Raw genomic sequence first — 25,249 nt, forward strand, 5'->3', positions numbered from 1 at the left:
CGACTGGTTGGCGAGGGTGGGGACTCGTGTCTCAGGACGTACGGGACAAGGCGTCAACGTCGAAGCTTGCGTGCCACTGCCTTGCGGGAAGCCAGTTTCGTCAGAACCAGTGGGCCGACGGCGGCGACGGTAGCTGTGCCGCCGGCAAGTAGCAGTCCTATCACTGCCGTTCGGCGTGGGAGTCCGTTGCGAGCCGCGTTCGCGACGACGCCGGCATCGAAAACGTCCATGGCGATACCAGCTTTGAGTGTCACATTTCGCACGGTCGCATCGGGGTGCAGCGCAGCCGCGCCGAGGATCACGTCCCGTACACCGAAGGCTTTGATCCAGATTCCGTGATCAGGTCCGGGGTAGTCGAGGTCGAGGGCGCGATACACCTGACGCGACGCCAATGCCGTCGTGGCCCCCCACACGATTCGGCCGACCCCTATCACGGTGAGTGCACGTCGTTCGGCAGTCACGTCCACAGTCATTCTTCGACCGTACGCTCCGGCCGGCCCTCTTCGGCAGCACGCCGGAAGTAGCTGGGCGCAACGCCTTCCCAACGCTTGAAGCTGTGCGTGAAGTTCGCGGTTTCGGCGTAACCCAACTGCGCGGCAATATCGGCGACCGGAACGCCCTGTGCGAGCAGTTCGATGGCCCGTGCGCGCCGCACCTCGTCGACCAACGCGCGGAAAGACGTTCCTTCCCGCGTCAGATTGCGGCGGAGGGTTCGAGGGTCGAGGTGCAGTTCGTGTGCGACGGTGTCCATCGACGGCCAACCGTCCGCCACGTGCATCAGTCTGCTGCGCACCTGGCCGGTCACACCGACACGCGCCAACCGGCGAGCGAGGAGGTCCTGGCATTGACTTTCGAAAATGCGCGCGGTGTTCGCGTCCGCCTGTGGCAGCCGCAGGTCGAGAGTCGACAGTGAAAGCACCAGTCTGTGACCGGTGTCGTGCGGGCGAACACACTCGGGTCCCATTCCCCATTCCTGCGCGAGCAGGATGGCGCGCGCCGGTTCGAGTGCAGTGTCGAGACGCTCCGGTGCCAGGTCGATCTGACCGCCGCGCAGTGCAGTCGCGAGACCTGCCATATCTCGTTCGACGATGAACGACCTGATGTCCGACGGGAGTTCGTCGTCCGAACCCACCACGTACGCGTGGTCTGCGTCGGTTTCGAGAGAGAAACGCAGGTGTGTCGGCGACAGGGCGAGGTGCGCGATGGCGCGCTCTGCAGCATCGGAGAACGTCGGGCCCGCAAGCAGCATGAACCCGATCACCCCGGTGCGGCCGAGGGTCGAGTGTTTTCCGACCTCGATACCCAAACCCGGACGATCACCAATCCGGCCCAGGATATTGCGAATGACGTCGAACTCCTGGTGCGCCCAGATCTCGACGTTCTCGTCGTCGAGTTCACGTTCGATGATTCCCGTGCCCTGCAGACAGTCGGCTGCGGTCAGACCGTGTTCGGCGCCGCCTTCGAGCATGATGCGCACGCCCTCGGTGCCGCGTGGCACCGCCCACACCGGCGACGACGTCATTGTCCGAAAATACCAACTTTCCGTCCGAAAGGACCATTCATCTGCGGAAAGGGGGCGGCTAGCGTCACTTTCATGACCACGATCGCTGATGTTCGCTCCCTGCATGCCGACGACATCGAGCCTGGGTTGGCAGACGAATTGCTGGCGCTCTACGCCCGAGCGAAGGCCGAGGTGGGGGAGCGCGACCTCGCCCATATCCGGAACGTCACGGCCTACGGTCAGGCAATCGAGTCCCGTCGGCTGGAGTTGCTGCGCGAGGGTACGGTTCGGTCGGTCAGGCGGGCTGCGGCGCTCGAGATGCTCTACCGGCTGATGCAATTCTCGGAACTGGGCCACAACATCATCCACGGCAGCTACGACCATCTGCCGAACAACGGCGACTACCACTCCGAGCGGTATCGGTGGGACTTCAATGTGGACGTCGACCACTGGAAGACGATGCACCACGTCGGTCATCACCCGAACACCAACATCGTCGACAAGGATCACGACCTCGGATACAGCATCATGCGCGGACTCGCCGGCCAGGACTGGTACGGCCACCATCTCGGCCAGATCGCAATGGTGGGAGCGCTCGCAACCTTCGCCCCGCAGGCAGCGCCGTTCTTCCTCGCGAACGTGGCACGACGGGTCGAGGGCAGGCGGTTCTTCAGTTCCTACACTCTGCGATCACCGGCGGCGATTGCGATGCGTGACGCACAGCGCCGGTACTTCCGCGAGCCGCGCTCGGCAGGGGCGAAATTGCCGCAGGCGTTGGTGGCGAACTATCTCGGAGGGGTTGCGGGGTACATGTCCGTGCTGTTCCTCGTCTTCATCGAGCACCACGCGGGTGAGCTGGAACTGTTCGCCGATCCAGGCCCGAACGAGACTGCGGACCAATACTACGAACGCCAGATCCGGGCGACCCGAAACTTTCTGCCCTGTCCCCAACTGGACGATGCGCTCGAGCGAATCCTGCTCGAGGAAGTGCCGTTCGAGAAGCGCCCGGAGATGAACATCTTCTACGGGGGACTCGACACCCACATCGAACACCATCTGTTCCCGGACCTACCGCCGACGAAGCAGCGCGAGATCGCACCCGAAGTGCGGGCCATCGCCGCGAAACACGGACTCCCGTACCACGAGACCCCGCTGCTGGCCACGGCACCGCTCGTGGCGAAAACGTTGGCACGCCTGTCTGTTCCGGTCGGCGAATCGGAGTTCGGGCACTCACGCAGATTGCTCGCGCACCCGGCCACTCTCGCCAGACGGATCGCCTACGGAATCGCCTACAAGACGCTGCCGGAGTCGCCGTACCTGGACAAGCCCCGGTTCCACAACGCCCAGGTCAAGGTCGTCGAAGTGACGTCGGTGGCAGGGGGCAGCGCTCTGTCGGTCCAATTGGAGAAGCCACACGGCTGGGACGCTGTTCGGTGGGAAGCAGGCGCTTTCGTGTCGATCCGGGCCGAGGTCGAGGGTGAGGATCTGGTCCGGCAGTACAGCCTGGTGCACGACAGCGATTCGTCGCACATGATGGAGATCTGCATCAAGCGCGTTCCTGGCGGCCGGGTATCGAACCGACTGAACGGCGAACTGCGAGCGGGTAAGTACGTCACCCTCGTCGGTACGCCCAGCGCCACCGGGGACTTTGCGGTGGAAGGCGCTGCACGCAAGACGTTGTTCATCGCGGGCGGCGTCGGCATCACCCCGGTCATCAGCGTGCTTCGCCGGATCGTCCGAGAGGCTCCGGAATCCGATGTGGTCCTGCTCTACTTCAACAAGGACGACCGGTCGATCATTTTCGAGCATGAACTACGCGAGCTCGCCCGCAGATCCGGGGTCAGGGTGCACCTGTTCACGAGCGCACCCTCTCGGCGCGGAAACATCGGCACGGGGCGGCTCTCGCTCGATCTCATCCGGAAGTACGTGAACGACTGCGCCGAGCGTGAAACGTACGCCTGCGCACCGCCCGCGATGGTGGACCTCGCACGCGGATGGACGAACGAACTCGGTGTGCCGCGCACTCGTTTTCATGCCGAGTCGTTCACGCCTCCCGAACTGGAACGTCCGGCAGATGACGGTTCCCGCTACACGGTTCGCTTCCGCAGAAGCGGAAGCTCCGTGGAGATCGACGGCGCAACCACGCTGCTCGAGGCAGCGACGCGGGCGGGCATTCGCGTGCCCACCGGCTGTGAGCGTGGACTCTGCAAGGCTTGTGTGACACCCAAGTTGAACGGCGTCACACAGCGAGAGGTCGACGGTCCACCGCTCGATCGGATCACGGTTTGCAACAGCATGGCCTGCTCCGACGTCGAACTCGACCTCTGACAACCCCTGTGAGTGGTTGACGAGTCTCCACACTCCTTTGCCGCTCACAGGTACCCTCGGTGTGGTGACCAAGCGGGTAACACTGATCCGGTCGGCGGCTCTGTCGGATGTCGCCGAGTATGCCTATGCGGCAACCGTTCCGGGCGACGCCCGACTGATCTTCCTGGCAGGCGCCTGCCCGCTCGAATTGGACGGGACCACTGCAAGTGTCGGTGACTACGCCGGTCAGGCAGCGAAGTGCATGGAGACGCTGACCACGGCTCTGGCTGCCGCAGGGGCCGTACTCGGTGACGTCGTACGCACTCGGGTCTTGGTCGCCTCTGCTGATCAGGCCGACCTGGTGACAGCCTGGGAGATGGTGCGCGATACCTTCGGCGATCACGATCCGCCCAGCACACTGATGGGCGTGACGGTGCTGGGATACGACGATCAGCTCGTCGAGATCGAGGCCGTAGCGGCAGTCGACGCGCCCCTCGGTTCAGCGTGAACACACGGTCATCGCTTGGGTTCTGACGCCCGCCGGCCAGTCCGCTTTCGGTCGCTCGTTGCGCGTCGATCGGCGATCCCGAAGAGGTCGGACCACTGTTCGGCGGAGAGATCCTTCGGCAGCGGTGTTCCTCGAAACCGTTGTTCGGCCAGCCACTTCCCGACCTCGGCGCTCGATCGGTCGTGTGTCGCCCTCGGCAGGATTTGATTCAGACCGCGTCCCTTGCTCGTGAACACGGAGTGCACGAAGGAGCTGTAACGGTTGCGATGCTCCGGTTCGACGAGGGGGACAGCCCGTCGGTTGATGGTCATCAGTCCCGCATCGACTCCTGGCCGTGGTGTGAATGCCGACGAGGGAATACGGCCGGCCAGTCGGAAGTCGTACCAAGGCCACCACTGTGCAGTCATCATGGTTGCTCCACCTACCGCCGCACGACGGCGCGCAACCTCCCACTGTGTCAGTAGAACCGCCGCCGTCCAGTATTCGTTGTGCAGAATGCGCCGAAGGATCGCGGTGGTTTGGTGGAACGGGAGGTTCCCCACGATGGTGTGCGGTGCTCGCGGTAGTCGGTAGTCGAGGAAGTCTCCGTGCACGACCTTCGTGCCGGTACCGACGCGACGGTCGAGGGTTCGCGCGTGCCGTGGATCGATTTCGATTGCTGTGATGGGTCGGTGTAGTGCTTGAAGTGGAACAGTCAATGCTCCATCGCCTGGACCGATTTCGATGATCGGACCAGCTGTTCGGGAGACAAGTCCGACGATGGTATTGGCCGTTTCGCGGTCTGTGAGGAAGTTTTGGCCGTGCTCGTGACGACCGTCGCGGAATGTGGGCATGGATAGGAACTCCGGGCAGTATCGGAATGGCCCGGGCAGCGAAAGCGCCACCCAGCAACTGACGTGCTGAACGCGGCGGAGTGAATTCGAAGGCTTGTTTCAGCCGCTAGGAGCGACGGATCTTGGTCACTGCGATGCTGGTAATCCCCATGGCTGCACCGTACAACCTCGCCGGTGCGCCGGCTACCGAGTATTCATGATGCGGACCGGTCAGCTCAGAGTGAAGACCTGGGCAGTGCCGGTGTCGCTCCACTCGGAGAACTGCGGACCACAGGTGATGCGGACCTCGCTCCGGTCCGTTCTCGGGGCGCTGAATGCGGCCACGCTGATGGGCCATACGATCGCTTGCCCGTATGCGTCGGCAGGCCCGACAGGTGCGCCCGTCGGGTCGCTCTTGCAGACGTGATTCGGCTCGGCATCGATCACTGCGGAGAAGGTGCTCGCGCCCAGCGAACCTGCGAATACGGTCAACGTCGGTGCAGGTGGAGGAATCTTTGGTTCGTCCGCGGCAGCGGCCGTTCCAGCACCGACTGTGGCGAGACACGACACCGCGGCTCCGACGGTCAGGGTACGTCCGACGTTGTTCAACGCGATCAACTCCCTCGCGGTGCCCCGTCAGCACCAGTTCGGTCCGAACGTTTGCGACAGCGGTTACAGCGTGCCATCTTTCGATGCATCGCGTCGAGACTTCCGACCCCGGATCACCATTACTATGAGGGGTCGACGAGGGTAGGGGCTCGTCGACCACTCACAGGTATCGGCTCCACCGAGAGGGGCGGAAGCGCATGATCTCTGACGACGATCTGTGGCAGCTCGATCTGGCTAACGACCTGTTCGGGCAGCTGCTGGCCGGGCAACGCCTCATCGGGTCGCAACCGAGTCGCTGCCGGGGATGGAGCACTCGGGATGTCGCGAATCATGTACTCGGCGGAGCCATCCGGTATGCGCACTACTTCACCGGTGGTGATCCGTCAGAAGTTGCCTGGAGTCGGACCGCCGACCACGCCGGGGACGACCCGAGCAGCGCCCATCGTGGGCTTGCAACTGCCCTTCGTTGCGAATTCCTACAACATCGTGACGACGGCATCGTCCTGCACCACCCACTCGAGGACGTTGGTGCGCCCACGCTGTTGGTGATGCGAATACAGGAACTCGTCCTGCACGGTTGGGACATCGCTTCGGTGGCCGACCCGGACGTCGAGATAGATCCGGCACTGTGTCGGTTCCTGCTCGATCGGGGGCAACCGGTGCGGTCGATGCTGCGGTCGCACGGTGCACTCGGACCGGAGACGAAGCCCGCAGGAACTGGGCCGACTGCACAGTTGCTTGCCGTCTGGGGGCGCCGTCATGAGGCAGACCCTGTGAGTGGTTGACGAGGGTAGAGACTCGTCAACCACTCACGGGTGCTATTTGCCTCGGATGGCGTCGAACACCTTGGGGTCGACCAGGGTCGAGGTGTCACCCAGGTCGCGACCTTCCGCTACATCACGCAACAGGCGGCGCATGATCTTGCCCGACCGCGTCTTGGGGAGTTCGGGCACGATCGTGATCTGACGGGGCTTGGCGATGGGGCTGATGTCCTTGGACACTTGGGCTTTGAGCTCCTCGATCAGCTGGTCGCCCGTGTTTTCGACACCCTCGCGCAGGATCACGAACGCGACGATTCCTTGGCCGGTCGTTTCGTCTGCGGCACCGACCACGGCAGCCTCGGCGACACCGTGATGCCCGACGAGAGCCGATTCCACCTCGGACGTGGAGATTCGGTGCCCGGACACGTTCATGACGTCGTCGACGCGGCCGAGAACCCACAGCGCCCCGCCCTCGTCGTACTTGGCGCCGTCACCGGCGAAGTACCAGCCTTGCTCGGCGTACCTCGACCAGTAGGTGTCTCGATAGCGGTCCATGTCGCCCCAGATACCGCGCAGCATCGACGGCCACGGCTTGTCCAGCACGAGGAATCCGCTCTCCCCCATGGCGACCGGGTTGGCGTCGTCGTCGACGACGTTGGCGGAGATACCGGGCAGGGCTGCCATCGCCGAACCCGGTTTGGTCGCGGTGATACCGGGCAGCGGGGAGACCATGATGGACCCGGTCTCGGTCTGCCACCAGGTGTCGACGATCGGTGCCGAATCCGCGCCGATCACTTCGCGATACCAGCGCCACGCCTCGGGATTGATCGGTTCACCGACGGATCCGAGGAGCCTGATCGAGGACAGATCGTGGGCGTCGGGGATCTCACGCCCCCACTTCATGAACGTGCGAATCAGCGTGGGGGCCGTGTAATAGATGCTGACACGGTGGCGTTCGATGATCTCGAAGTGCCGGTGCTCGTTGGGCGAATTGGGCGTGCCCTCGTAGACCACCTGGGTGGCACCGTTGCTCAACGGTCCGTAGACGATGTACGAGTGGCCGGTGACCCAGCCGATGTCGGCGGTGCACCAGTAGACATCCTCCCCGGGTTTGTGATCGAACACGTAATGATGGGTGTATGACGTCTGAGCCAGATACCCACCGCTGGTGTGGATGATCCCTTTGGGCTTGCCCGTGGTGCCGGACGTGTAGAGCACGAACAGTGGCTGTTCGGAGTCGAAGGGCTGGGCTTCGTGTTCGGGAGAAGCCTTGTCGACGGTGTCTTCCCACCACAGGTCACGGCCTTCGGTCCAGTCGACGTCGATACCGGTGCGTTTGACCACCAGAACCTTGCTCACCGATTCGGCGCCATCCACTGCTTCGTCGACGGCAGTCTTGAGGGGTGCCGCGCTGCCGCGCCGCCATTGTCCGTCGACCGTGACGACGAGTTTCGCCTCGGCGTCGTCGATGCGTGAGCGCAGGGCGGCGGCGGAGAAGCCGGCGAACACCACCGAGTGGGTGAGGCCGAGCCGGGCGCACGCCAGCATGGTGACGATGGCTTCGGGGATCATCGGCATGTAGACGGCGACGCGGTCCCCGGCGACGAGTCCGAGCTCGGTAAATGTGTTGGCGGCTTTGCTGACCTCGGCGAGCAGGTCGCTGTAGGTGAGCTCGCGGGTGTCGCCGGGCTCGCCCTCGAACGCGATGGCGACGCGGTCACCGTTCCCGGCGATCACGTGGCGGTCGACGCAGTTGTAGGCGACGTTGAGCTTGCCGCCGACGAACCACTTCGCGACCGGCGCATCGGACCAGTCCAGGACTTCGGTCCAAGGCTCGTGCCAGTGCAGCCGCGATGCCTGATCGGCCCAGAACTGCAGCCGATCTTTGTCGGCGGCCGCCTGCAGCTCGGGTCCGGCGTTCGCGGTCGCCGTGAATTCGGGGTTCGGCGGGTACGTTTCCGGGGCGGGGTCGACTTCGGATGCGCTGGTCATGTTGGCCGGGCCTTCTTTCCAGATCTACGGACTGTTGTGACGTACTTGTGAGCGTAGTCACAAGGTGTGTGGATCGCAGGAACGTGCGCCTCCACGCGCCGGTTTCGTGCGCTGATCGGTCGGACCGGTGCGATGGACGGTTCGGAGACCGCCAGTTCGCCGAGACCGCACAGCCGATACGACCGGGCCGTGCCGCGTTGCCCAGCCGGGGTACGGTCAAGGCCGTGAACGACCCACTCGCACCCTTGGCCGACCTCCCCGGAGTCCGCGAAGCAGCGGATCGCGCCCGTGACGCACTCGGAGCCGTGCATCGCCATCGGGCCAACCGTCGCGGCTGGCCCACTACCGCGGCTGAAGCGTCCGTCAGGGCGGCCAGGGCATCGGCGTCGCTCGACGGCGGATCGACGGAACTCCCTGCCGACGGTGAGCTCGCGGATCCGATTCTGACGGGGGCTCTGCGTGTCGGTCAGGCACTGGACGGCGAGGCGCTCGGGTTGATCGAAGCGACCTGGTCGCGTGCCCCACTCCAGGCGTTGGCGCGGCTGCACCTGCTCGCCGCTTCTGGACTCACCGAGGATTCCGAGCAGCTGGGCAGGCCACGTACGGACCGCGGGGTGGGGGAGCGCCTCGACGCTCTTTCCCAGCTGGTGACCGGAGGAACGGACGTTCCGGCCCCGATTCTTGCCGCGGTCGTCCATGGTGAACTGGCGACGTTGCGGCCGTTCGGTGTCGCGGACGGCGTGGTGGCGCGGGCTGCATCGCGGTTGGTTTCGGTGTCCACCGGCCTCGATCCACACAACCTCGGCGTCCCGGAAGTGAGTTGGCTGCGTCGCCCGCAGGCGTACACGGACGGTCTTGCCGCCTTCACCTCCGGTACCGCGGAGGGCGTGGGCAGCTGGGTCGTTCTGTGTTGCGGGGCTCTCGAAGCCGGTGCTCGTGAGGCGACATCCATTGCCGAGGCTGCAGCCGAGAGCTAGCGCGGGGTCGACGCTTCAGTGCATCCGGCGGGGCCTCATACGTGTCAGCGCCCCCAGTACGCGAAACGGGCGGCGCTGCCGACTTCTGTCGACTTCGCCGCCCGTCAGCACGGACATCGGTTACCAAGCGTGCTTGGTGGGTTGTGTGAGTGGCCTCGGCGAGGATTCGTGTATCACCGGTTCGTCTCTGCAACCTGTGCAGAGTCCTTGCCCGTGAAAACTACGAGTCTCGCAGGCCCACAACGCTTCTGCCCTTATAGTGGCTTGTGCTCCGCGTGGGTGCCTCGTGTCCGTGCTAGGAATCCCGGTCGGGAGGGCGATCCTTCTCTTCTGGGTCGACCTTGGCCTTCCGTTCTTCCGTAACTCCTTTGTACTCTGTGGCACCCGTCACATCAAGTACCAATTCGGCTTTGTGGCCGAACGTGTCGCGTGTGCGGCTCAGCGTCCTCGGCGCAGGATTCCGAACGTGAGTGCGCCGGCCACGGCAGCGCCCACGGCGACTGCCGCCGTGGCGGCGACGGTGCGTGTCGATGCTTCGGGAAGTCGGGAGCGTAGTGATACCGGGTTCGAGAAAGTCAGTATGGGCCAACCGTTTTCGGCTGCCGCTTTCCGTAGCGCTCGGTCCGGGTTCACTGCGGTGGGGTGGCCGACGGCTTCGAGCATCGGCGTGTCGGTGAACGAGTCCGAGTACGCGTAGCTCGAGGTGAGGTCGTAGCCGTGCTCTGCGGCGATCTGTTCGATCGCGGTGACCTTGCCCGCGCCGTAGCAGTAGAAATCGAGGTCTCCGGTGTAGCGGCCATCGGAGACCGTCATGCGAGTCGCGGTGCTGTGCGTTGCGCCCAGCAACTCCGCGATCGGTTCGACCAACTCTTCGCCGGAGGCGGAGACGACCACCACGTCGTGTCCGCGGAGTTTGTGGTCGGCAATCAGGTCGGCAGCCTCCTCGAACACCAAGGGGTCCACGATGTCGTGCAGCGTCTCCGCCACGATCGTTTTCACCTGTTCCACGTTCCAGCCCGCGGTCATGCTGGTGAGGTATGCGCGCATCCGTTCCATCTGGTCGTGGTCCGCGCCCGACAGCAGGAACAAGAACTGCGCGTAGCTGCTCTTGAGTACCGAACGGCGATTGATCAAACCCTGGTCGAAGAACGGTCTGCTGAAGGCGAGGGTGCTGGATTTCGCGATGATCGTTTTGTCCAGGTCGAAGAAGGCCGCAACTCGATCTGGGTTGGCGGTGTTCGATGCTCGAGCGGTGTTCGAGGGTTTCGCGGTCACGTGCCCAGGATAGGGCCACGGGGAGCTTGTCGCGCTTCGAGCAGGACGTGGTACGAGGTTTGTCGGTTTCGTGTGTACGCTTGAATGTTGAACTTGCAAACGCAACCTGAAGAGGGTGTACTATTGCTTGTGTCCGGCTAAGGTCGGATGTGTTCAGCCCGACCCCCCGGGGCTGAACTTCGACGACCCCCGCCTCCTCCCCCCCTGGCGGGGGTCGTCCTCTGTCTACACCAGGGTGCGGCATCCGCACCGTTCATCCACAGGCTCCTTCGGTTGTCCACATTCTGCGGATCGGTACTACTCCCGCAACGGATGTGGACGCACTCTTGGCACATGGATACGGATTCTCTTCCGGTTGGCGAATCGCCAGCGCGGCCCCACCCGGGAGCGTTGGCCAACGATGTGGAGGCGCCGGCACGCCCCGTGGTTCTATCTCTCGTGGGGGCGCCTGCCCTGCTGGGTAGCCTGCGTCGAGTGGTGGCCGCGGCCGATCGTCGACTTGTCGAATCGACTGTCGCGGCTGCAGGACAATCCTGGGACCAGTCGTCCGCCGTGGTCGTCGATACGAATGTCGCTGCCGCCTGCCGGGCGCAACTGCCGCGACGGTCTCGGGTGATTCTCCTGTGCGACGGTCAGCCGGCGCTCGGCGACTGGAAAGCCGCCGCACTGATAGGCGCGGAGCATGTGGTGTCGCTACCGCAAGACGAAGACTTGCTCGTCACAATCCTCGGCGAACGAATCGATCATCCGACCGACGAAGGCTCGGTGGTGGCAGTTGTCGGGGCATGCGGCGGTGCCGGGGCATCCACGACGGCTGCCGCCATAGCACTCGAATCCGCCGGAAGAGATGAGGCCCCGGCCACGCTTCTCGTCGATGCGGATCATTTCGGTTCCGGCCTCGACGTGCTGCTCGGGATCGAGAACAGCCCAGGGCTTCGTTGGTCGGGACTGACGGTGGAGGGCGGCAGGATCTCGGCAGCTGCGCTGCGCGATGCGCTGCCCGGTTGCGGTCCTCGGCTCAGGGTCCTCTCGTGTGGGTCACCGACAGCAGGATCGGAATCGCACGGACCGGAATCGAACGGTCCGACGCCCACGTCGATGCGCGCTGTGATCGACGCCGCCAGTCGCGAGGGTGAAGTCGTCGTATGCGACGTGTCGAGGTTCCCGTCGTCGGTGTCGGACTACGTACTAGCCCGCGCCGATCTGGCAGTTCTCGTGGTTCCCGCCACCGTTCGTTCGTGCGTGGCAGGGCACAAAGTGGCGGCATGGGTATCACGACACAATCCGAATCTGGGTGTGGTGGTTCGTGGCCCGGCCCCGGGTGGTCTTACCGCCGCGGATGTCGTGGATTCTCTGAAACTTCCGCTGCTCGCGAGTATGCGAGCGGATCGGACAGTGAGTCGGGCAGTCGAACTGCGCGGGCTTGCTCCGCGTGGGCGGTCGCCGCTACGAGTAGCGGCCCGGTCTGTTCTCGGTGTCCTCGACGGACGGCCACGCGGGAACGGTGATGCCGCATGACCGCCCTGGTCTCACCCGGGTTACTGGATCGCGTACGTGAGCGTCTCACCCAATCCGGAGGCGAACCGACGGCCGCCACCGTTGCCGCCGCGATTCGAGCGGAGTCCGGTGGCGTACTCGGGGACACCGACCTCCTGGGAGTGTTGCGGGAACTCCAGACCGAACTGACCGGAGCTGGGCCGCTGGAGGTGTTGTTGTCCGACCCTGCCGTCTCGGACGTTCTGGTCACCGCGCCCGAAGAAGTCTGGGTCGACCGCGGCTCCGGACTCGAGCGCACGACGATCGAGTTTCCCGACGAGGCCGCGGTGCGACGTCTCGCGCAGCGGCTTGCACTGTCGGCGGGACGGAGACTCGACGACGCGCAGCCATGGGTCGACGGCCGGCTGCGCGAGGTGGGGAACGGAACGTTCGGCGTCCGGTTGCACGCGGTACTGCCCCCGGTCGCTCAGGCGGGAACGTGCGTATCGCTGCGTGTTCTCAGACCGGCGACACAAGGATTGGAGTCGTTGGGGGCCGGTGGAGCTTTCGGTCGGGACATCCGAGAGCTGTTGGTGCAGATCGTCGATTCGCGACTTGCATTCCTCGTGGTGGGCGGTACCGGTGCCGGAAAGACGACACTGTTGGCTGCACTTCTCGGCGCAGTGGACTCCGCTGAGCGAATCGTCTGTGTCGAGGACGCTGCGGAACTGGCGCCGAGACATCCACACGTCGTGCGATTGGTGGCGCGTGCACCCAACGTGGAAGGAGTCGGTGAGGTCACAGTCCGTGACCTGGTGCGACAAGCCTTGCGGATGCGTCCCGACCGGATCGTGGTCGGTGAGGTGCGCGGACCCGAGGTGATCGACCTCCTCACCGCGCTCAACACCGGACACGACGGCGGCGCGGGGACGGTGCATGCCAATTCGCCAGACGAGGTTCCGGCTCGACTGGAAGCTCTGGCGGCGCTGGGCGGCATGGACAGATCCGCTCTGCACAGCCAGTTGGCAGCTGCTGTTCAGGTGATCCTGCATGTCGAACGTGATCGCGGTGGTGTGCGCAGACTGGCTCACATCGGGCTGGTGGATCGGAGCGCCGGCGGGGCCGTGACTGTCGCCAACGCGTGGTCGCGACACAATGGCCGTGAAGCGGCGTTCGATGCGCTGGCATCCCTGATCCAAACGCGGTTGCGCACATGAGCGTCGTTGCTTTGCTGATGATTGCGGGCTCCCTGGTGATCGTGCCCCGAGAGACCGCTGGCGATCGATTACGGGCGATGACATCGAATGAACCGATACGCCGTGTCCGTGTTCGGGGTGAGGTTCCGGCGCTGATCGCACTGGCAGGCGTGTCCTGGTGGGCAGGCGGTGTTCCGGCCGTGATCGCGGCGGGTGTTGTGGCGGGCACGTTGCGCACGCGTCGGCGCGCTCGTCTCTTCGAGAAGGCACGGGACGCCGACGTGAGTGCGGTGCTGTCCGGCCTCGAGACGCTGACCGCCGAGCTCGAGGTCGGTGCTCATCCCGCAACGGCATGTGCAGAAGCTGCGGAAGAGTGTGTCGGTCCAGTGGCCGCAGCCTTTCGTGCGGCCGCTGCTCGGGCCCGTCTCGGCGGGTCGGCTGCCGGTGGGTTCGAACATCACCGATCGCGAGTGGATGGTGAGCTGGGAAGGATCGCCAACGTGTGGGCGATCGCCGAGACCCGAGGTCTCGCGCTTGCCGAACTTCTCGGTGCGGTACGTGTGGACCTGCTGGGACGCAGACGGTTTCGACAGCGGACAGAGGCGGGATTGGCCGGTGCGAGAGCAACGGCAGCCGTGCTCGCCGGTCTTCCCTTGCTGGGGGTGGGGCTGGGGCAACTGATGGGGGCGTCTCCAGTGAGTGTGTTGCTCGCTGGTGGGCTGGGTGGGGCCATGCTTGTCACCGGCGCGGTTCTTCTGTGCGTGGGGTTGCTGTGGACCGACCGGATCGTCGGGGCGGTGACGAGATGACCTGGCTGACCCTGGCATTGGTGGCCGCCGCGCTGATGGTGTTACCGGTCCGAACATCTGCGGCTGGACGCATGCTCGGTATCGATGGAATGCGGGGGCCCGCTCGCGACGGCATGCCGACCGACGACACGGTCGCGACCGATCCTCACGCAGTTCCGGCCACCTTGGATCTGTTCGCAGCTTGCCTGCGTGCAGGGCTTCCCGCGGCAACTGCTGCCGAGGTCGTGGCTCCGACCGCACCCGCCTCGATGGGGCGATTGCTCCGTCAGGCTGCGGACCTGCTGGCGTTGGGCGCCGATGCGAGCACTGCCTGGGAGGCAGCGGCCGCCGACCCGGCGACCGAGGCGTTGGCAAGGATTGCGCGGCGATCTGCGCGATCAGGTGCGTCCCTGTCGGCGGCCGTGACCGATCTGGCAGCACAGCATCGTGATCAGATCGAGGACAGGGCAGCCGCCGCCGCCGAACGTGCCGGCGTGCTGATCAGCGGCCCGCTCGGATTGTGCTTTCTGCCTGCGTTCATTTGTTTGGGAATCGTGCCCGTCGTGGTCGGTCTCGCCTCCGAGGTACTCGGTGGCGGCTTGCTGTGAGGGACCAGATATTCGGTGGTGGCACCAGCCACGACCGAGAACAGAGAAGGGGGAAGTGATGTTTTCCAACATTTTTCATTCGGTAGGAGCGCGGTTGACTCTCCTGATTGCCGAGGACGACGGAATGTCCACTGCCGAGTACGCAATCGGCACTATAGCGGCGGCGGCCTTCGGTGCCGTCCTTTACGCAGTCGTGACGGGCGACAGCATCGTCACCGCGCTGACGGACATCATCGACCGAGCTCTGAACACCGCGGTGTGACCGAGCCCGGCGCACCGTCGATACGCGACGACCGCGGTGCTGTGACGATCGAGGCAGCTGTTGCGCTCGCCTCGATCGTCACCGTGGTGGTGCTGTGCATCGGTGCGATAGTCGCAGTGACCCTGCACATCCGCTGCGTCGACGGTGCACGGGAAGCTGCTCGGCTCGCCGCCAGAGGCGATGAAGCGAGCGCGATATCGGCGGCAGAAAAAGTAGCACCCGACGATGCACGGATCACTGTAAGGGTGGACGGTGACCTTGTGGTTGCCACGGTGTCGACCAGCAGTGCCCTTCTTCCGCTGGTCGACATCTCGGCCGAGGCCGTTGCGGTGATGGAACCGTTCGCACAGTACGAGGCGACGGTCGCGGGATGAGTTTCGGGCGGCGTGACGACGGGGCTGCGACAGTGGTCGGATGCTGCGCGGTCGGCGTCGTCCTGGTGATCACGGTGGCGTTGCTGCACATCGGGTCGGCCGTCTCGGCGCGTCATCGGGCGCAGTCTGCAGCCGATCTTGCGGCGCTCGCCGCCGCGGGAACTGTGAACGAAGGTATCGATGCTGCCTGCGACGCTGCTGTGACACATGCGGCACGGATGCACACCACCGTCGACTCGTGCGAGGTGGAGGGATGGGATGTCGTAGTGACGGTCAGTGTTTCGGTGGCGTTGTCGGGGTGGGAAGTTCGTAATGCTACGGCGGCGGCTCGGGCGGGTCCGTCCGAATGATGGCGTCGAGAACGGCGGTGAGGACGACGACTGCGCCGGCTTTGTCCAGAGGGTCGTTACCGTTGCCGCACTTGGGTGAGTAGACGCACGACGGGCATCCGAGCTCGCACTCACACGCTTCGATCGCGTCCCGGGTGGCAGCCAACCAGTCGCGTAGTGCGGCATACCCACGGTCGGCGAAGCCGGCACCGCCGGGGTGTCCGTCGTAGACGAACACGGTCGGCAGCAAGGTGTCCGCATGCAGTGCCGTCGACACACCCCCGATGTCGCCTCGGTCGCACATCGCAACGAGGGGAAGGAGTCCGATAGCAGCGTGCTCTGCCGCGTGGAGGGATCCGGGCACACGGTGGGGCGCGATTCCGGCCTGTTCGAGCAGATCGGGAGTGACCGTGTACATCACTGCGCGTGTGGGCAACGTGTGACGCGGCATGTCCAGTTCGGTGTAGTCGAGGATCTCGCCGGACACCGTCCGACGCAGGTATCCGACAACTTGGTGGGTCACCTCGACCCGGGCCAACATGATGTCGACATCGCCGAGCAGCTGGTGGTCGACGACCTCTTCGACCGCTATTTCCGTGGTCTCCCGCGCAGAGGTGGTCCAGTCGGGTTCTTCGCTGTGCACCAACGCAAGCCCGTCGTCGAGGTCGAGGTCGTCGACCACATAGCTTTCGCCCTGGTGGATATGGACTGCACCCGGATGTACGGTGGCCGGTCCCTTTCCCGCATCCACGGTTCCGAGCATCCGGCCGGACGCGCTTTCCACGATCGCGATCTGCTTGCCGATGCCGCCACGAATGTCCACGGCGCTGTGTGGAGTGCTGCCGGCAGTGACGAACCAACCGCGTGCCCGGTGGCGGATCAGTCCGTCTGCGGCGAGGTCTGCGAGCACGTCCTCCGCGCCCAGCTCGGCGGCCTCGGCGTCGGAGAGTGGGAGTTCCATAGCGGCACACAACAGTTGTGGACCCAGAATGTAGGGATTGCTCGGATCGGTGACCGTTGCTTCGACCGGCTTGTCGAGGAGGGCCGCCGGGTTGTGGACGAGGTAGGTATCGAGCGGATCGTCACGTGCGACGAGCACGACCAGTGAGCCCTCGCCGCGCCGGCCCGACCGTCCACCCTGCTGCCAGAACGACGCCACGGTTCCCGGGAATCCGGCAACGACCACGGCATCGAGTCCTGCGATGTCGACACCCAGCTCGAGAGCGTTCGTGGTCGCAACCCCCACAAGTGTGCCGTCGGCCAGCGCCGCCTCCAATTCGCGTCGGTCCTCGGCCAGGTAACCCGCGCGGTACGGCGACACCCGGTCGGCGAGTGTGGGATCGACCTCGGCAAGGTGCCGCTTCGTTGCCAGTGCAGTGAGCTCGGCGCCACGACGAGACCGCACGAATGTCAGCGTCCGCGCGCCTTCTCTCACGAGGTCGGACATGATTCGGGCGGCTTCGGTGCCGGCTGGTCGCCGGACGGGGCTGCCGTTCTCTCCGGTGACCACATCCATCAGCGGGGGCTCCCACAGCGCGACGGTGCGGGGTCCATGCGGTGAACCGTCGGTGGTGATCTCGGTGCACGGCGCGCCGATCAATCGCGACGCCGCCGGACCGGGGTCCGACGTGGTCGCGCTCGCGAGGACGAACACCGGGTCGGCCCCGTATCGCGTGGCGAGGCGCTCGAGTCTGCGCAACACGAGGGCGACGTTGGAGCCGAACACTCCTCGGTACGAGTGGCATTCGTCGACGACGACATAGCGCAGGTTCCGCAGGAAATGCGCCCACCGTCCATGTGTTCGCAGCAGGGAGATGTGCAGCATGTCCGGGTTGGTGAAGATCCATCGTGAGTTCTCACGCGCCCATTGACGTGTCTCTGTGGACGTGTCGCCGTCGAATCCGCACGGATGAACGTTGGACAGCGTCGGTTCGGAGTCGGTCAGAGCGGTGACAGCGCGCAGTTGGTCTGCGCCCAATGCTTTGGTGGGGGAGAGGTAGAGGGCCGTTGCCCTGGGGGAAGCCTCGAGGTCCGTGAGTACCGGGAGTTGATAAGCGAGTGACTTTCCCGAAGCTGTTCCCGTGGAGACGACGACGTGACTGCCGCGGTGAGCGAGATCCGCCGCTTCGGCTTGATGGACCCAGGGCTTTGCGATTCCTTGGTCCTGTAATGCGCGGACCACATTGTTCGACGCCCATTCGGGCCATTCGGCTGTGCGCGAACGGCGTGCGGGGCGATCTACGACGAATGTCACCGGATCCTCTTGGGTGGGCAACCCCGACAAAACCGCATTCAAAAGGATACGACCGTATGTATTCGTGGTCGCACTCTGCGAGTCCGGCGAAATCGGTGGCGTCACTATAGGTCTCCGCGGTGATCGTGGTGGGTCGGAGTAGGCATCGACCTGCGGTTTTCATCGTAACGAGGGTGCTTTCGGTGGAGTATGCCGGGGTGAGAATCGGTTATCGGCGGTTCCTGATCACATCCGCTTCGGATGCCGGATCAACATTTTGGGCGGAATTGTTGGGATTTCGACTGTTGCGTTCGGGGAGAACATGGTTGACTACAACTGGTCGCAGCTTCTGTGTTCGTAGACTTGAGAAAGTGCACGCTCGCAGGATCGATGTTGCGAGCGCGGTGCTCTGCTTTTCCTGTGGGGGAATCAAGAGGTACAGCGGTCGGAACCGGCCCGGCGAACTGTATGTGCTGTTCGCCGCATCCGGTGTTAGAAAGAGAAGGAAAAGCATGGCACAGGGCACTGTGAAGTGGTTCAACGCGGAGAAGGGCTTCGGCTTCATCGCTCCCGAGGACGGCTCCGCTGACGTATTCGTTCACTACTCCGAAATCCAGGGCAGTGGCTTCCGCACCCTCGAGGAGAACCAGCGCGTCGAGTTCGAGGTCGGTCAGGGCACCAAGGGTCCCCAGGCCACCGGCGTTCGCGCGGTCTGATTCCAACCGACTCGTCCCCCGCCACCACTTGGTGGCGGGGGACGAATCGTGTCCGGGCACTGTTCTACTCGCGTGTCCTACCGCTCGGTAGCTCATCGAGTGATTGTCTGTGGCCTACGGTTTACCTGTGAGTCAGTTGTCCTTCTTCTCTGCAGAGTCGACGCCGCCCGCGGTGGTCGATCTCGGTGGGTTGCTCGCAGGGACCGGTCAGGCTGTCACCTCGGACGCGGGTGCGCGTGTCTCGGTGGTCGTCGAGGACGGATGGCGGGCGCAGGCTCTCGCGCAGATGATCGACGAGGCGGGGGTGCCGGTGGAGACGGCGCGTAGCGACGAAGGACATCCCCTGGTTCGAACGCGTTCGGTGGAGCAACTCCGTCCATTGGTCGGTCAATGGACCAGAGGAGCGGTGAAGTCAGTGCCTCACGGGTGGGTTCCGGCATCACGCCAACTGAGGATGTGGACGATCGCCTGTGGCCGGGCCGAGGCGGACGGCACCAGGTTCGTTCTCGGGCTTGATCCCCACGCACCTCATACGCACGGCCCTCTTGCCCGGTGCCTCATGCATGCCGGGATCGCGCCCACCCTGATCGGCACGCGAGGTGCCACGCCGGGGCTGCGTATCGCAGGTCGGCGTAGGCTCGCCAGACTTGCCGAAAGTGTCGGCGAGCTGCCTCCTGGTGCGGACGTCGAGGGGGCCTGGCCGGATGCGTGACGCAGGGCGAACAGCATTGATCTGCAAGGATGAGTTGCGGGTATGTCACGCTATGTGCAGGCGAACCCGGTATAACAAGGTTTGTCGACACAACTGTCGGGAGACGGATTTCGACTCCAGGAAGGCTCGGGCTACAGGTGGCTAAAGGGGACAACGGCAGTGCGCACGGTGCGTCGGGAGCGTCCGGCCAGCCCCGTCGCCTCGTAATCGTCGAGTCGCCGACCAAGGCGCGAAAAATTGCCCCCTACCTGGGCAAAAACTATGTCGTCGAAGCCTCCGTCGGTCATATTCGTGACCTTCCTCGCGGCGCGGCGGACGTGCCTGCCAAGTACAAGGGGCAGCCGTGGGCGCGGCTCGGCGTCGATGTCGACAACGACTTCGAGGCGTTGTACATCGTCAGCCCGGAGAAGAAGTCGAAGGTCACAGAACTCAAGGGTTTGCTCGCGGACGCCGACGAACTCTTTCTCGCAACCGACCCCGACCGCGAGGGCGAGGCAATTGCCTGGCATCTCCTGGAAACACTCAAGCCGAAGATTCCGGTCCGCCGGATGGTGTTCCACGAGATCACCGAGCCGGCCATTCGCGCCGCCGCCGCCGACACTCGGGACCTCGACACCGACCTGGTCGATGCCCAGGAGACGCGCCGCATCCTCGACCGGCTGTACGGCTACGAGGTCAGTCCGGTTCTCTGGAAGAAGGTCATGCCGCGATTGTCGGCCGGCCGAGTCCAGTCGGTGGCGACGCGCGTCATCGTGCAGCGTGAGCGAGAGCGCATGGCGTTTCGGTCCGCCGAATACTGGGACATTTCCGCGAAACTCGATGCCGGGGAATCCGCGAGTCCACGCAATTTCGGTGCGCGTTTGGTCAACGTCGACGGCGCCCGTGTTGCCAGCGGACGAGATTTCGGACCGGACGGCAACCTGAAGTCGGACGCCGTCACTGTTATCGACGAGCAGCGGGCGCGCCGACTCGCGGAGTCGCTTCGCGGTGTCGATCTCACAGTGTCCTCCGCGGAAGACAAGCCGTATACCCGCAAGCCGTACCCGCCGTTCATGACGTCGACGTTGCAGCAGGAGGCCGGCCGCAAGCTGCGCTTCGGTTCCGAGCGCACCATGCGTATCGCGCAGCGTTTGTACGAGAACGGCTACATCACCTACATGCGAACCGACTCGACGACGCTGTCGTCGTCGGCGATCGCGGCAGCCCGGGCACAGGCCACAGAACTGTACGGCGCGGAGTACGTTCACTCGTCACCGCGGCAGTACACCCGCAAGGTCAAGAACGCGCAGGAAGCGCACGAGGCGATTCGTCCTGCCGGCGACGTGTTCCAGACGCCGGGCGAGTTGCATTCACGACTCGACAACGACGAGTTCCGCCTCTACGAACTGATCTGGCAGCGCACGGTCGCCTCTCAGATGGCCGACGTCAAGGGCACGACTCTGACCCTGCGGATCACGGGCACCGCGGGCACCGGCGAAGAGTGCACCTTCTCGGCATCGGGACGCACCATCACGTTCGCCGGGTTCATGAAGGCATACGTCGAGAGCGTGGACGATCAGGAGGGCGGCCAGTCCGACGACGCGGAGTCTCGTCTGCCTGCTCTCGTGAAGGGACAGGGGGTCAAGGCCACCGAACTCGACCCCGACGGTCACACCACCAACCCGCCCGCACGGTTCACCGAGGCGAGTCTGATCAAGACTCTCGAAGAATTGGGGATCGGGCGCCCGTCGACGTATGCGTCGATCATCAAGACGATCCTCGACCGCGGTTATGTCTACAAACGCGGTAGTGCGCTGGTACCCGCGTGGGTGGCTTTCGCGGTGATCGGTCTGCTCGAAGCCCACTTCGGCCGGTTGGTGGACTTCGATTTCACGGCCGGTATGGAAGACGACCTCGACGAGATCGCCGGCGGACGGGAACAGCGCGGCAACTGGTTGACGAGCTTCTACTTCGGCGGCGATCACGGAGCAGATGGTTCCGTGGCACGGTCCGGTGGTCTGAAGAAGATGGTCGGCGTCAACCTCGAAGAGATCGACGCCCGCGAGATCAACTCGATTCGCCTGTTCGACGACGAGCAAGGCCGAGAGGTCCACGTTCGGGTCGGGCGGTTCGGTCCGTATCTGGAGCGGATGATCGTCGATCCGGACGACCCCGAAGGGGACCTGAAGTCGCAACGCGCGAACCTGCCCGACGATCTGCCGCCGGACGAGCTGACCCTCGAGTACGCCGAGAAGCTGTTCTCCACACCGCAGGAGGGACGCAAGCTCGGCGTCGACCCGTTGACCGGGCACGACATCGTTGCCAAGGACGGCCGTTTCGGCCCGTATGTCACCGAGATTCTGCCCGAACCACAGGCCGAACCGACTCCGGAACCGGACATCGTCCCGGTTCCGGAAACCGAGGTCGCTTCGGGCACCACCAAGACGAAGGCGCCGGCGAAGAAGGCCCCAGCCAAGAAGGCGGCGAAAAGGGCGGCGAAGAAGGCTGGACCGAAGCCTCGTACCGGGTCGCTCCTCAAGTCCATGGACCTGGCGACCGTCACACTCGACGACGCACTGTTGCTGCTGTCGTTGCCCCGGGTAGTGGGCGTGGACCCCGAAACGAAGGAAGAGATCACCGCGCAGAACGGGCGTTATGGTCCGTATCTCAAGCGGGGTACCGATTCGCGGTCGTTGGCCACCGAGGAACAGATGTTCACCATCACCCTCGACGAGGCGCTGAAGATCTACGCGGAGCCGAAGCGTCGTGGACGTCAGGCAGCGGCGGTCCCGCCGCTGCGTGAGCTCGGTGTCGACCCGGTCAGCGAAAAGCCCATGGTCGTCAAGGACGGCCGTTTCGGCCCCTACGTCACGGACGGCGAAACCAACGCCAGCCTGCGTAAGGCCGACGAGGTAGAGGCCATCACGGACGAGCGGGCGTCGGAATTGCTCGCGGATCGTCGTGCACGTGGGCCCGCCAAGAAGAAGGCCACCAAGAAGGCGCCTGCGAAGAAGGCTGCCAAGAAGACCGCAGCGAAAAAGGCGGCGGCCAAGAAGGCGCCTGCGAAGAAGGCGGCGAAGAAGGCCCCGGCGAAGAAGGAATGACGGTTCGGTTCGGGGGGCCGGGGGTGTCGGGCGCACCGGTTAGGGTGACGCCGTGACCGTATTCGACCAGCTGGTGGGCCAGCGCGACGTCGAGTCGGATCTGGTGGCCGCCGCAACCGCAGCCAGGCGGGGTGTCGGGGCGATGGGATCGGCAATGACCCATTCGTGGCTGTTCACCGGTCCGCCGGGTTCGGGCCGTTCGGTTGCCGCACTCTGTTTCGCGGCGGCACTTCAGTGCACGAGTTCGGGCGAACCCGGATGCGGTGAATGCCACGCGTGTACGACCACGATGGCAGGCACTCACGGAGATGTCCGGCGGGTCGTTCCCGAGGGGCTCAGCATCAGTGTCAAGGAGATGCGAGCGATTGCTGCGACGGCGTCGCGGCGGCCGAGTACCGGACGCTGGCAGATCGTTGTCGTCGAAGACGCCGACCGTCTCACCGAGGGGGCGGCCAACGCACTGTTGAAGGTGGTCGAGGAACCACCGGACCTCACCGTGTTCCTGCTGTGTGCGCCGTCCATCGATCCGCAGGACATTTCGGTGACCCTGCGTTCGCGGTGCCGACACGCTCAATTGGTGACGCCGTCGATCGCGTCCATCGCCGAGGTGTTGCACCAGCGGGACGGCATGAGTTGTGCGGACGCAGAATTCGCGGCGTCTATCAGCGGTGGCCATGTAGGCAGGGCACGCCGCCTCGCTGGAGATGCGGATGCACGCACTCGCCGTCGGAAGGCGTTGTCGCTCGCAGGTGCGGCACTGCGTCCTGCTACTGCGTACGCGGCTGCCGAGGACCTGGTTCGTGGTGCACAGACCGAGGCCAGGGAGGTCAGCGCAACTCTGGACGAAGCAGAAACGGAGGAACTGCGTACAGCGCTCGGCGCCGGCGGCACGGGCAAAGGCGCTGCAGGTGCGCTTCGTGGTTCCGCGGGCGTCCTGAAGGATCTCGAGCGCAAGCAGAAGTCGCGTGCAACGCGCACCGGACGGGATGCGATGGACCGTGCACTCGTGGATCTGGCGGGGCTGTACCGAGATGCGCTCGCGCACCACTGGGGTGCAGCGACCGTGCCGAATCACCCTGATCTGGCCGAGGAGGCGGCGGATCTGGCATCCGGGACGAGCGCAGAAGGGTTGTTGAACTGCATCGAAGCGGTGCTCGAATGTCGTGAGGCGATCATGCTGAACGTCAAACCGCAATGGGCGGTCGATGCCATGGTTGCGAGCTTGTCGGACGCTTTCAGGGAGCCGTTTTCGCATCCGAGGGGTTGACGCGTTAGACTCGCCAGCGCCGAAAGGCACCGCTGCCTTAGCTCAGTCGGTAGAGCATTTCACTCGTAATGAAAAGGTCGAGAGTTCGATTCTCTCAGGCAGCTCCACAGAAGAGGCCCCACACATGTGTGGGGCCTCTTCTGCGTCTGTGCCGTGGTTCGGGAACACTGGAGGCGTGTCCACCAGCAATCAGGCGACCGGGAATGTAGCGGCGCGTCAGTCCGTCCGAGGTCCCCGGGCGATCGTCGGCCCTGTTGCTGTGGCCGCGGGTGGTGTGTTCGCCGCCGTCATCCTTCATTTTCGCGACCCGTATGTGCAGGGAGCGTATGGAGTCTGTCCCACGTACGCACTCACCGGGGTGTGGTGTCCCGCGTGTGGCGGTCTGCGAGCCGTGCACGATCTGACCAACTTCGACCTCGGTGCAGCCACCGGCAGCAACATCCTTGTCGTACCTGTGCTGATCGCAGCAGTGTTGTTGTGGTTCCGATGGGTGGCTCGTCGGTGGCAGGGGTCGCGCCAACAGGCGCTCGACATTCACCCCGTGGTGACCGTGGGGGTGGTGGTCGTCCTCGTTGCCTTTACGGTCATCAGGAACACTCCGTGGGGTAGCTGGCTCGCGCCGGCATGACAGAAAGTCGGTTGGTTGATGGCCATGCAGATCTTTTCGCTCATCGCAGTCCTTGGTGCACTCATCGTGCTCATCCCGACCGCGCTGCGGGTATTCGGGAAGCAGAACCACTCGGATGACGAGTCGCAGGCCGACCGCGAAGACTGAAGGCCGGTTTCTGTCCTCGACAAGAGTGAACGGTGGGGTCATGCTTTTGACATGAGCGAATCGTTGAAGGACCGGGTACGCCAGAAACTGATCCGACAGCTCGACGAGGACGGGAAGCGGCCGGTCGCCAAAGCCGAACACGACGATCAGAGATTGAACGAACTCCAGTACGACCTCGCGTCCCTCGACCGAGCATCGGATGGCGACCAGGTGGTCGAGGATCTGGCAGCGAAATACTGGGTTCCGTGATGCCTCGGAAGCGCCCCGATCAGCTTGTCGATGAGCGAAAACAGCGCTGACCAGCCGATTTGGTAATTCGGCAGATGGTCGCGTAACTTATTCCAGGTCAGAGCGACACGGACACCGACTCCGCCGCGAGGTTGGAGCGAACGAGGTTGGACGTAGGCGCCTGGTGAATCCGAAGTTACAGCTTGGTGTATGGTTGTGCTTCTACTCCGGTTTTGATGGTTCTGAGCCCCGGTTTGCGCTGGTGCGAGGGATTGGATAGGCTGGAAAAGTTGCCCCGGAGCGGTCAGGGACGAGGTTTTCCCTGGTGGTGATGGTGTGTGCGTGTTCTTTGAGAACTCAACAGTGTGTCGATGAATGTCAGTGCCAAATGTTTTTGGCGCCTACCATTTTTGGTGGGTGTGACTGTTGGTTCATTTCATTCTTCCGTCTGGGATGGATT

25 protein-coding genes and 1 tRNA gene are annotated in these 25,249 nt (G+C 64.4%); 19 read left to right on the plus strand and 7 right to left on the minus strand.

The annotated features are described in order from the left end of the window. Positions 1 to 53: 53 nt before the first annotated feature. The gene (locus ACZI8Q_RS05290; protein WP_463372446.1) at positions 54 to 473 is read right to left on the minus strand and encodes a hypothetical protein; all 420 of its coding nucleotides are present in this window, start codon (positions 471 to 473) and stop codon (positions 54 to 56) included. Beyond that, complete coding sequence (locus tag ACZI8Q_RS05295) at positions 470 to 1,522, minus strand: helix-turn-helix transcriptional regulator (protein WP_463372447.1); 1,053 nt, start codon at positions 1,520 to 1,522, stop codon at positions 470 to 472. Before ACZI8Q_RS05295 ends, ACZI8Q_RS05290 begins: the two co-directional genes overlap by 4 nt. Before the next feature lie 72 nt (positions 1,523 to 1,594). Between ACZI8Q_RS05295 and ACZI8Q_RS05300 the strand changes: the two genes are divergently transcribed. Together ACZI8Q_RS05300 and ACZI8Q_RS05305 are read left to right on the plus strand one after the other, a co-directional pair. Continuing rightward, positions 1,595 to 3,829: a fatty acid desaturase gene (locus ACZI8Q_RS05300; protein WP_463372448.1), complete on the plus strand. Its 2,235-nt coding sequence runs from the start codon at positions 1,595 to 1,597 to the stop codon at positions 3,827 to 3,829. A 64-nt stretch (positions 3,830 to 3,893) separates the two neighbouring features. After that, positions 3,894 to 4,316: a RidA family protein gene (locus ACZI8Q_RS05305; protein ID WP_463372449.1), complete on the plus strand. Its 423-nt coding sequence runs from the start codon at positions 3,894 to 3,896 to the stop codon at positions 4,314 to 4,316. 8 nt (positions 4,317 to 4,324) lie between these two features. Here ACZI8Q_RS05305 and erm read toward each other — a convergent pair whose 3' ends face one another. Together erm and ACZI8Q_RS05315 are read right to left on the minus strand one after the other, a co-directional pair. Beyond that, a complete protein-coding gene (gene erm, locus ACZI8Q_RS05310; protein ID WP_463372450.1) occupies positions 4,325 to 5,149 on the minus strand; it encodes a 23S ribosomal RNA methyltransferase Erm in 825 nt (274 codons plus the stop codon). 210 nt (positions 5,150 to 5,359) lie between these two features. Next, a complete protein-coding gene (locus ACZI8Q_RS05315; RefSeq protein WP_463372451.1) occupies positions 5,360 to 5,737 on the minus strand; it encodes a hypothetical protein in 378 nt (125 codons plus the stop codon). 197 nt (positions 5,738 to 5,934) lie between these two features. On the opposite strand from ACZI8Q_RS05315, the gene ACZI8Q_RS05320 reads away from it, so the two are divergent. Then, positions 5,935 to 6,522: a maleylpyruvate isomerase family mycothiol-dependent enzyme gene (locus ACZI8Q_RS05320; RefSeq protein WP_463372452.1), complete on the plus strand. Its 588-nt coding sequence runs from the start codon at positions 5,935 to 5,937 to the stop codon at positions 6,520 to 6,522. A gap of 33 nt (positions 6,523 to 6,555) precedes the next feature. On the opposite strand, the gene acs is transcribed toward ACZI8Q_RS05320, so the two are convergent. Next, positions 6,556 to 8,490, minus strand: coding sequence for an acetate--CoA ligase (gene acs, locus ACZI8Q_RS05325; protein ID WP_463372453.1), 1,935 nt, complete (start codon positions 8,488 to 8,490; stop codon positions 6,556 to 6,558). Positions 8,491 to 8,714: 224 nt separating this feature from the next. Between acs and ACZI8Q_RS05330 the strand changes: the two genes are divergently transcribed. Next, positions 8,715 to 9,467 carry a Fic family protein gene (locus ACZI8Q_RS05330; protein ID WP_463372454.1) on the plus strand — a complete coding sequence of 251 codons (753 nt, stop codon included), beginning with the start codon at positions 8,715 to 8,717 and terminating at the stop codon, positions 9,465 to 9,467. Positions 9,468 to 9,905: 438 nt separating this feature from the next. Here the strand turns inward: ACZI8Q_RS05330 and ACZI8Q_RS05335 are convergent, their stop codons facing one another. Next, the gene (locus tag ACZI8Q_RS05335) at positions 9,906 to 10,742 is read right to left on the minus strand and encodes an HAD-IB family hydrolase (protein WP_463372455.1); all 837 of its coding nucleotides are present in this window, start codon (positions 10,740 to 10,742) and stop codon (positions 9,906 to 9,908) included. A gap of 333 nt (positions 10,743 to 11,075) precedes the next feature. On the opposite strand from ACZI8Q_RS05335, the gene ssd reads away from it, so the two are divergent. Genes ssd through ACZI8Q_RS05370 form a run of 7 tightly spaced genes read left to right on the plus strand, consistent with a single transcriptional unit; the run spans position 11,076 to position 15,796 of the window. Continuing rightward, the gene (ssd, locus tag ACZI8Q_RS05340) at positions 11,076 to 12,260 is read left to right on the plus strand and encodes a septum site-determining protein Ssd (RefSeq protein ID WP_463372456.1); all 1,185 of its coding nucleotides are present in this window, start codon (positions 11,076 to 11,078) and stop codon (positions 12,258 to 12,260) included. Further along, positions 12,257 to 13,435 (plus strand): TadA family conjugal transfer-associated ATPase, encoded by a 1,179-nt coding sequence (locus ACZI8Q_RS05345; RefSeq protein WP_463372457.1) that lies wholly within the window; start codon positions 12,257 to 12,259, stop codon positions 13,433 to 13,435. Before ssd ends, ACZI8Q_RS05345 begins: the two co-directional genes overlap by 4 nt. Next, positions 13,432 to 14,223 carry a type II secretion system F family protein gene (locus tag ACZI8Q_RS05350; RefSeq protein WP_463372458.1) on the plus strand — a complete coding sequence of 264 codons (792 nt, stop codon included), beginning with the start codon at positions 13,432 to 13,434 and terminating at the stop codon, positions 14,221 to 14,223. The genes ACZI8Q_RS05345 and ACZI8Q_RS05350 overlap by 4 nt, the downstream gene beginning before the upstream one ends. Beyond that, positions 14,220 to 14,810: a type II secretion system F family protein gene (locus ACZI8Q_RS05355; RefSeq protein ID WP_463372459.1), complete on the plus strand. Its 591-nt coding sequence runs from the start codon at positions 14,220 to 14,222 to the stop codon at positions 14,808 to 14,810. The genes ACZI8Q_RS05350 and ACZI8Q_RS05355 overlap by 4 nt, the downstream gene beginning before the upstream one ends. 58 nt (positions 14,811 to 14,868) lie before the next feature. Next, positions 14,869 to 15,072 carry a DUF4244 domain-containing protein gene (locus tag ACZI8Q_RS05360; protein WP_463372460.1) on the plus strand — a complete coding sequence of 68 codons (204 nt, stop codon included), beginning with the start codon at positions 14,869 to 14,871 and terminating at the stop codon, positions 15,070 to 15,072. Further along, positions 15,069 to 15,446 (plus strand): TadE family type IV pilus minor pilin, encoded by a 378-nt coding sequence (locus ACZI8Q_RS05365; RefSeq protein WP_463372461.1) that lies wholly within the window; start codon positions 15,069 to 15,071, stop codon positions 15,444 to 15,446. The genes ACZI8Q_RS05360 and ACZI8Q_RS05365 overlap by 4 nt, the downstream gene beginning before the upstream one ends. Beyond that, positions 15,443 to 15,796 (plus strand): Rv3654c family TadE-like protein, encoded by a 354-nt coding sequence (locus ACZI8Q_RS05370; protein WP_463372462.1) that lies wholly within the window; start codon positions 15,443 to 15,445, stop codon positions 15,794 to 15,796. Before ACZI8Q_RS05365 ends, ACZI8Q_RS05370 begins: the two co-directional genes overlap by 4 nt. Here ACZI8Q_RS05370 and ACZI8Q_RS05375 read toward each other — a convergent pair. After that, positions 15,762 to 18,134 carry a DEAD/DEAH box helicase gene (locus ACZI8Q_RS05375; protein ID WP_463372463.1) on the minus strand — a complete coding sequence of 791 codons (2,373 nt, stop codon included), beginning with the start codon at positions 18,132 to 18,134 and terminating at the stop codon, positions 15,762 to 15,764. The genes ACZI8Q_RS05370 and ACZI8Q_RS05375 overlap by 35 nt on opposite strands. A 386-nt stretch (positions 18,135 to 18,520) precedes the next feature. On the opposite strand from ACZI8Q_RS05375, the gene ACZI8Q_RS05380 reads away from it, so the two are divergent. The 8 genes from ACZI8Q_RS05380 (at position 18,521) to ACZI8Q_RS05415 (ending at position 24,810) form a co-directional block, all read left to right on the plus strand. Continuing rightward, entirely contained in the window at positions 18,521 to 18,724 is a 204-nt protein-coding gene (locus ACZI8Q_RS05380; protein WP_005248460.1) for a cold-shock protein, read from the plus strand. 127 nt (positions 18,725 to 18,851) lie between these two features. Next, complete coding sequence (locus ACZI8Q_RS05385; protein ID WP_463372464.1) at positions 18,852 to 19,436, plus strand: hypothetical protein; 585 nt, start codon at positions 18,852 to 18,854, stop codon at positions 19,434 to 19,436. Between the two features lie 137 nt (positions 19,437 to 19,573). Beyond that, positions 19,574 to 22,519, plus strand: a complete 2,946-nt coding sequence (gene topA / locus ACZI8Q_RS05390) for a type I DNA topoisomerase (RefSeq protein ID WP_463372465.1) — start codon at positions 19,574 to 19,576, stop codon at positions 22,517 to 22,519. A 52-nt stretch (positions 22,520 to 22,571) separates the two neighbouring features. Then, positions 22,572 to 23,786: a DNA polymerase III subunit delta' gene (locus ACZI8Q_RS05395; protein WP_463372466.1), complete on the plus strand. Its 1,215-nt coding sequence runs from the start codon at positions 22,572 to 22,574 to the stop codon at positions 23,784 to 23,786. 31 nt (positions 23,787 to 23,817) lie between these two features. After that, positions 23,818 to 23,893, plus strand: a tRNA-Thr gene (locus ACZI8Q_RS05400). Positions 23,894 to 23,961: 68 nt separating this feature from the next. Further along, on the plus strand, positions 23,962 to 24,414 hold the full coding sequence (locus ACZI8Q_RS05405) for a DUF2752 domain-containing protein (RefSeq protein WP_463372467.1): 453 nt from the start codon (positions 23,962 to 23,964) through the stop codon (positions 24,412 to 24,414). Positions 24,415 to 24,432: 18 nt separating this feature from the next. Then, a complete protein-coding gene (locus ACZI8Q_RS05410) occupies positions 24,433 to 24,561 on the plus strand; it encodes a hypothetical protein (protein ID WP_463372468.1) in 129 nt (42 codons plus the stop codon). A 51-nt stretch (positions 24,562 to 24,612) separates the two neighbouring features. Further along, the gene (locus ACZI8Q_RS05415; protein ID WP_463372469.1) at positions 24,613 to 24,810 is read left to right on the plus strand and encodes a hypothetical protein; all 198 of its coding nucleotides are present in this window, start codon (positions 24,613 to 24,615) and stop codon (positions 24,808 to 24,810) included. Positions 24,811 to 25,249 lie beyond the last annotated feature (439 nt).

The sequence above is a fragment of the Rhodococcus quanlei genome, assembly GCF_055231015.1.

Bases quoted from the DNA above. Each gene is read 5' to 3' on its own strand.
- ssd (WP_463372456.1), top strand. From the start codon at position 11,076: ATGGATACGGATTCTCTTCCGGTTGGCGAATCGCCAGCGCGGCCCCAC.
- ACZI8Q_RS05380 (WP_005248460.1), top strand. From the start codon at position 18,521: ATGGCACAGGGCACTGTGAAGTGGTTCAACGCGGAGAAGGGCTTCGGC.
- ACZI8Q_RS05320 (WP_463372452.1), top strand. From the start codon at position 5,935: ATGATCTCTGACGACGATCTGTGGCAGCTCGATCTGGCTAACGACCTG.
- acs (WP_463372453.1), bottom strand. From the start codon at position 8,490: ATGACCAGCGCATCCGAAGTCGACCCCGCCCCGGAAACGTACCCGCCG.
- ACZI8Q_RS05410 (WP_463372468.1), top strand. From the start codon at position 24,433: ATGGCCATGCAGATCTTTTCGCTCATCGCAGTCCTTGGTGCACTCATC.
- ACZI8Q_RS05295 (WP_463372447.1), bottom strand. From the start codon at position 1,522: ATGACGTCGTCGCCGGTGTGGGCGGTGCCACGCGGCACCGAGGGCGTG.
- ACZI8Q_RS05355 (WP_463372459.1), top strand. From the start codon at position 14,220: ATGACCTGGCTGACCCTGGCATTGGTGGCCGCCGCGCTGATGGTGTTA.
- ACZI8Q_RS05350 (WP_463372458.1), top strand. From the start codon at position 13,432: ATGAGCGTCGTTGCTTTGCTGATGATTGCGGGCTCCCTGGTGATCGTG.
- ACZI8Q_RS05360 (WP_463372460.1), top strand. From the start codon at position 14,869: ATGTTTTCCAACATTTTTCATTCGGTAGGAGCGCGGTTGACTCTCCTG.
- ACZI8Q_RS05290 (WP_463372446.1), bottom strand. From the start codon at position 473: ATGACTGTGGACGTGACTGCCGAACGACGTGCACTCACCGTGATAGGG.
- ACZI8Q_RS05345 (WP_463372457.1), top strand. From the start codon at position 12,257: ATGACCGCCCTGGTCTCACCCGGGTTACTGGATCGCGTACGTGAGCGT.
- ACZI8Q_RS05370 (WP_463372462.1), top strand. From the start codon at position 15,443: ATGAGTTTCGGGCGGCGTGACGACGGGGCTGCGACAGTGGTCGGATGC.
- ACZI8Q_RS05300 (WP_463372448.1), top strand. From the start codon at position 1,595: ATGACCACGATCGCTGATGTTCGCTCCCTGCATGCCGACGACATCGAG.
- ACZI8Q_RS05415 (WP_463372469.1), top strand. From the start codon at position 24,613: ATGAGCGAATCGTTGAAGGACCGGGTACGCCAGAAACTGATCCGACAG.
- erm (WP_463372450.1), bottom strand. From the start codon at position 5,149: ATGCCCACATTCCGCGACGGTCGTCACGAGCACGGCCAAAACTTCCTC.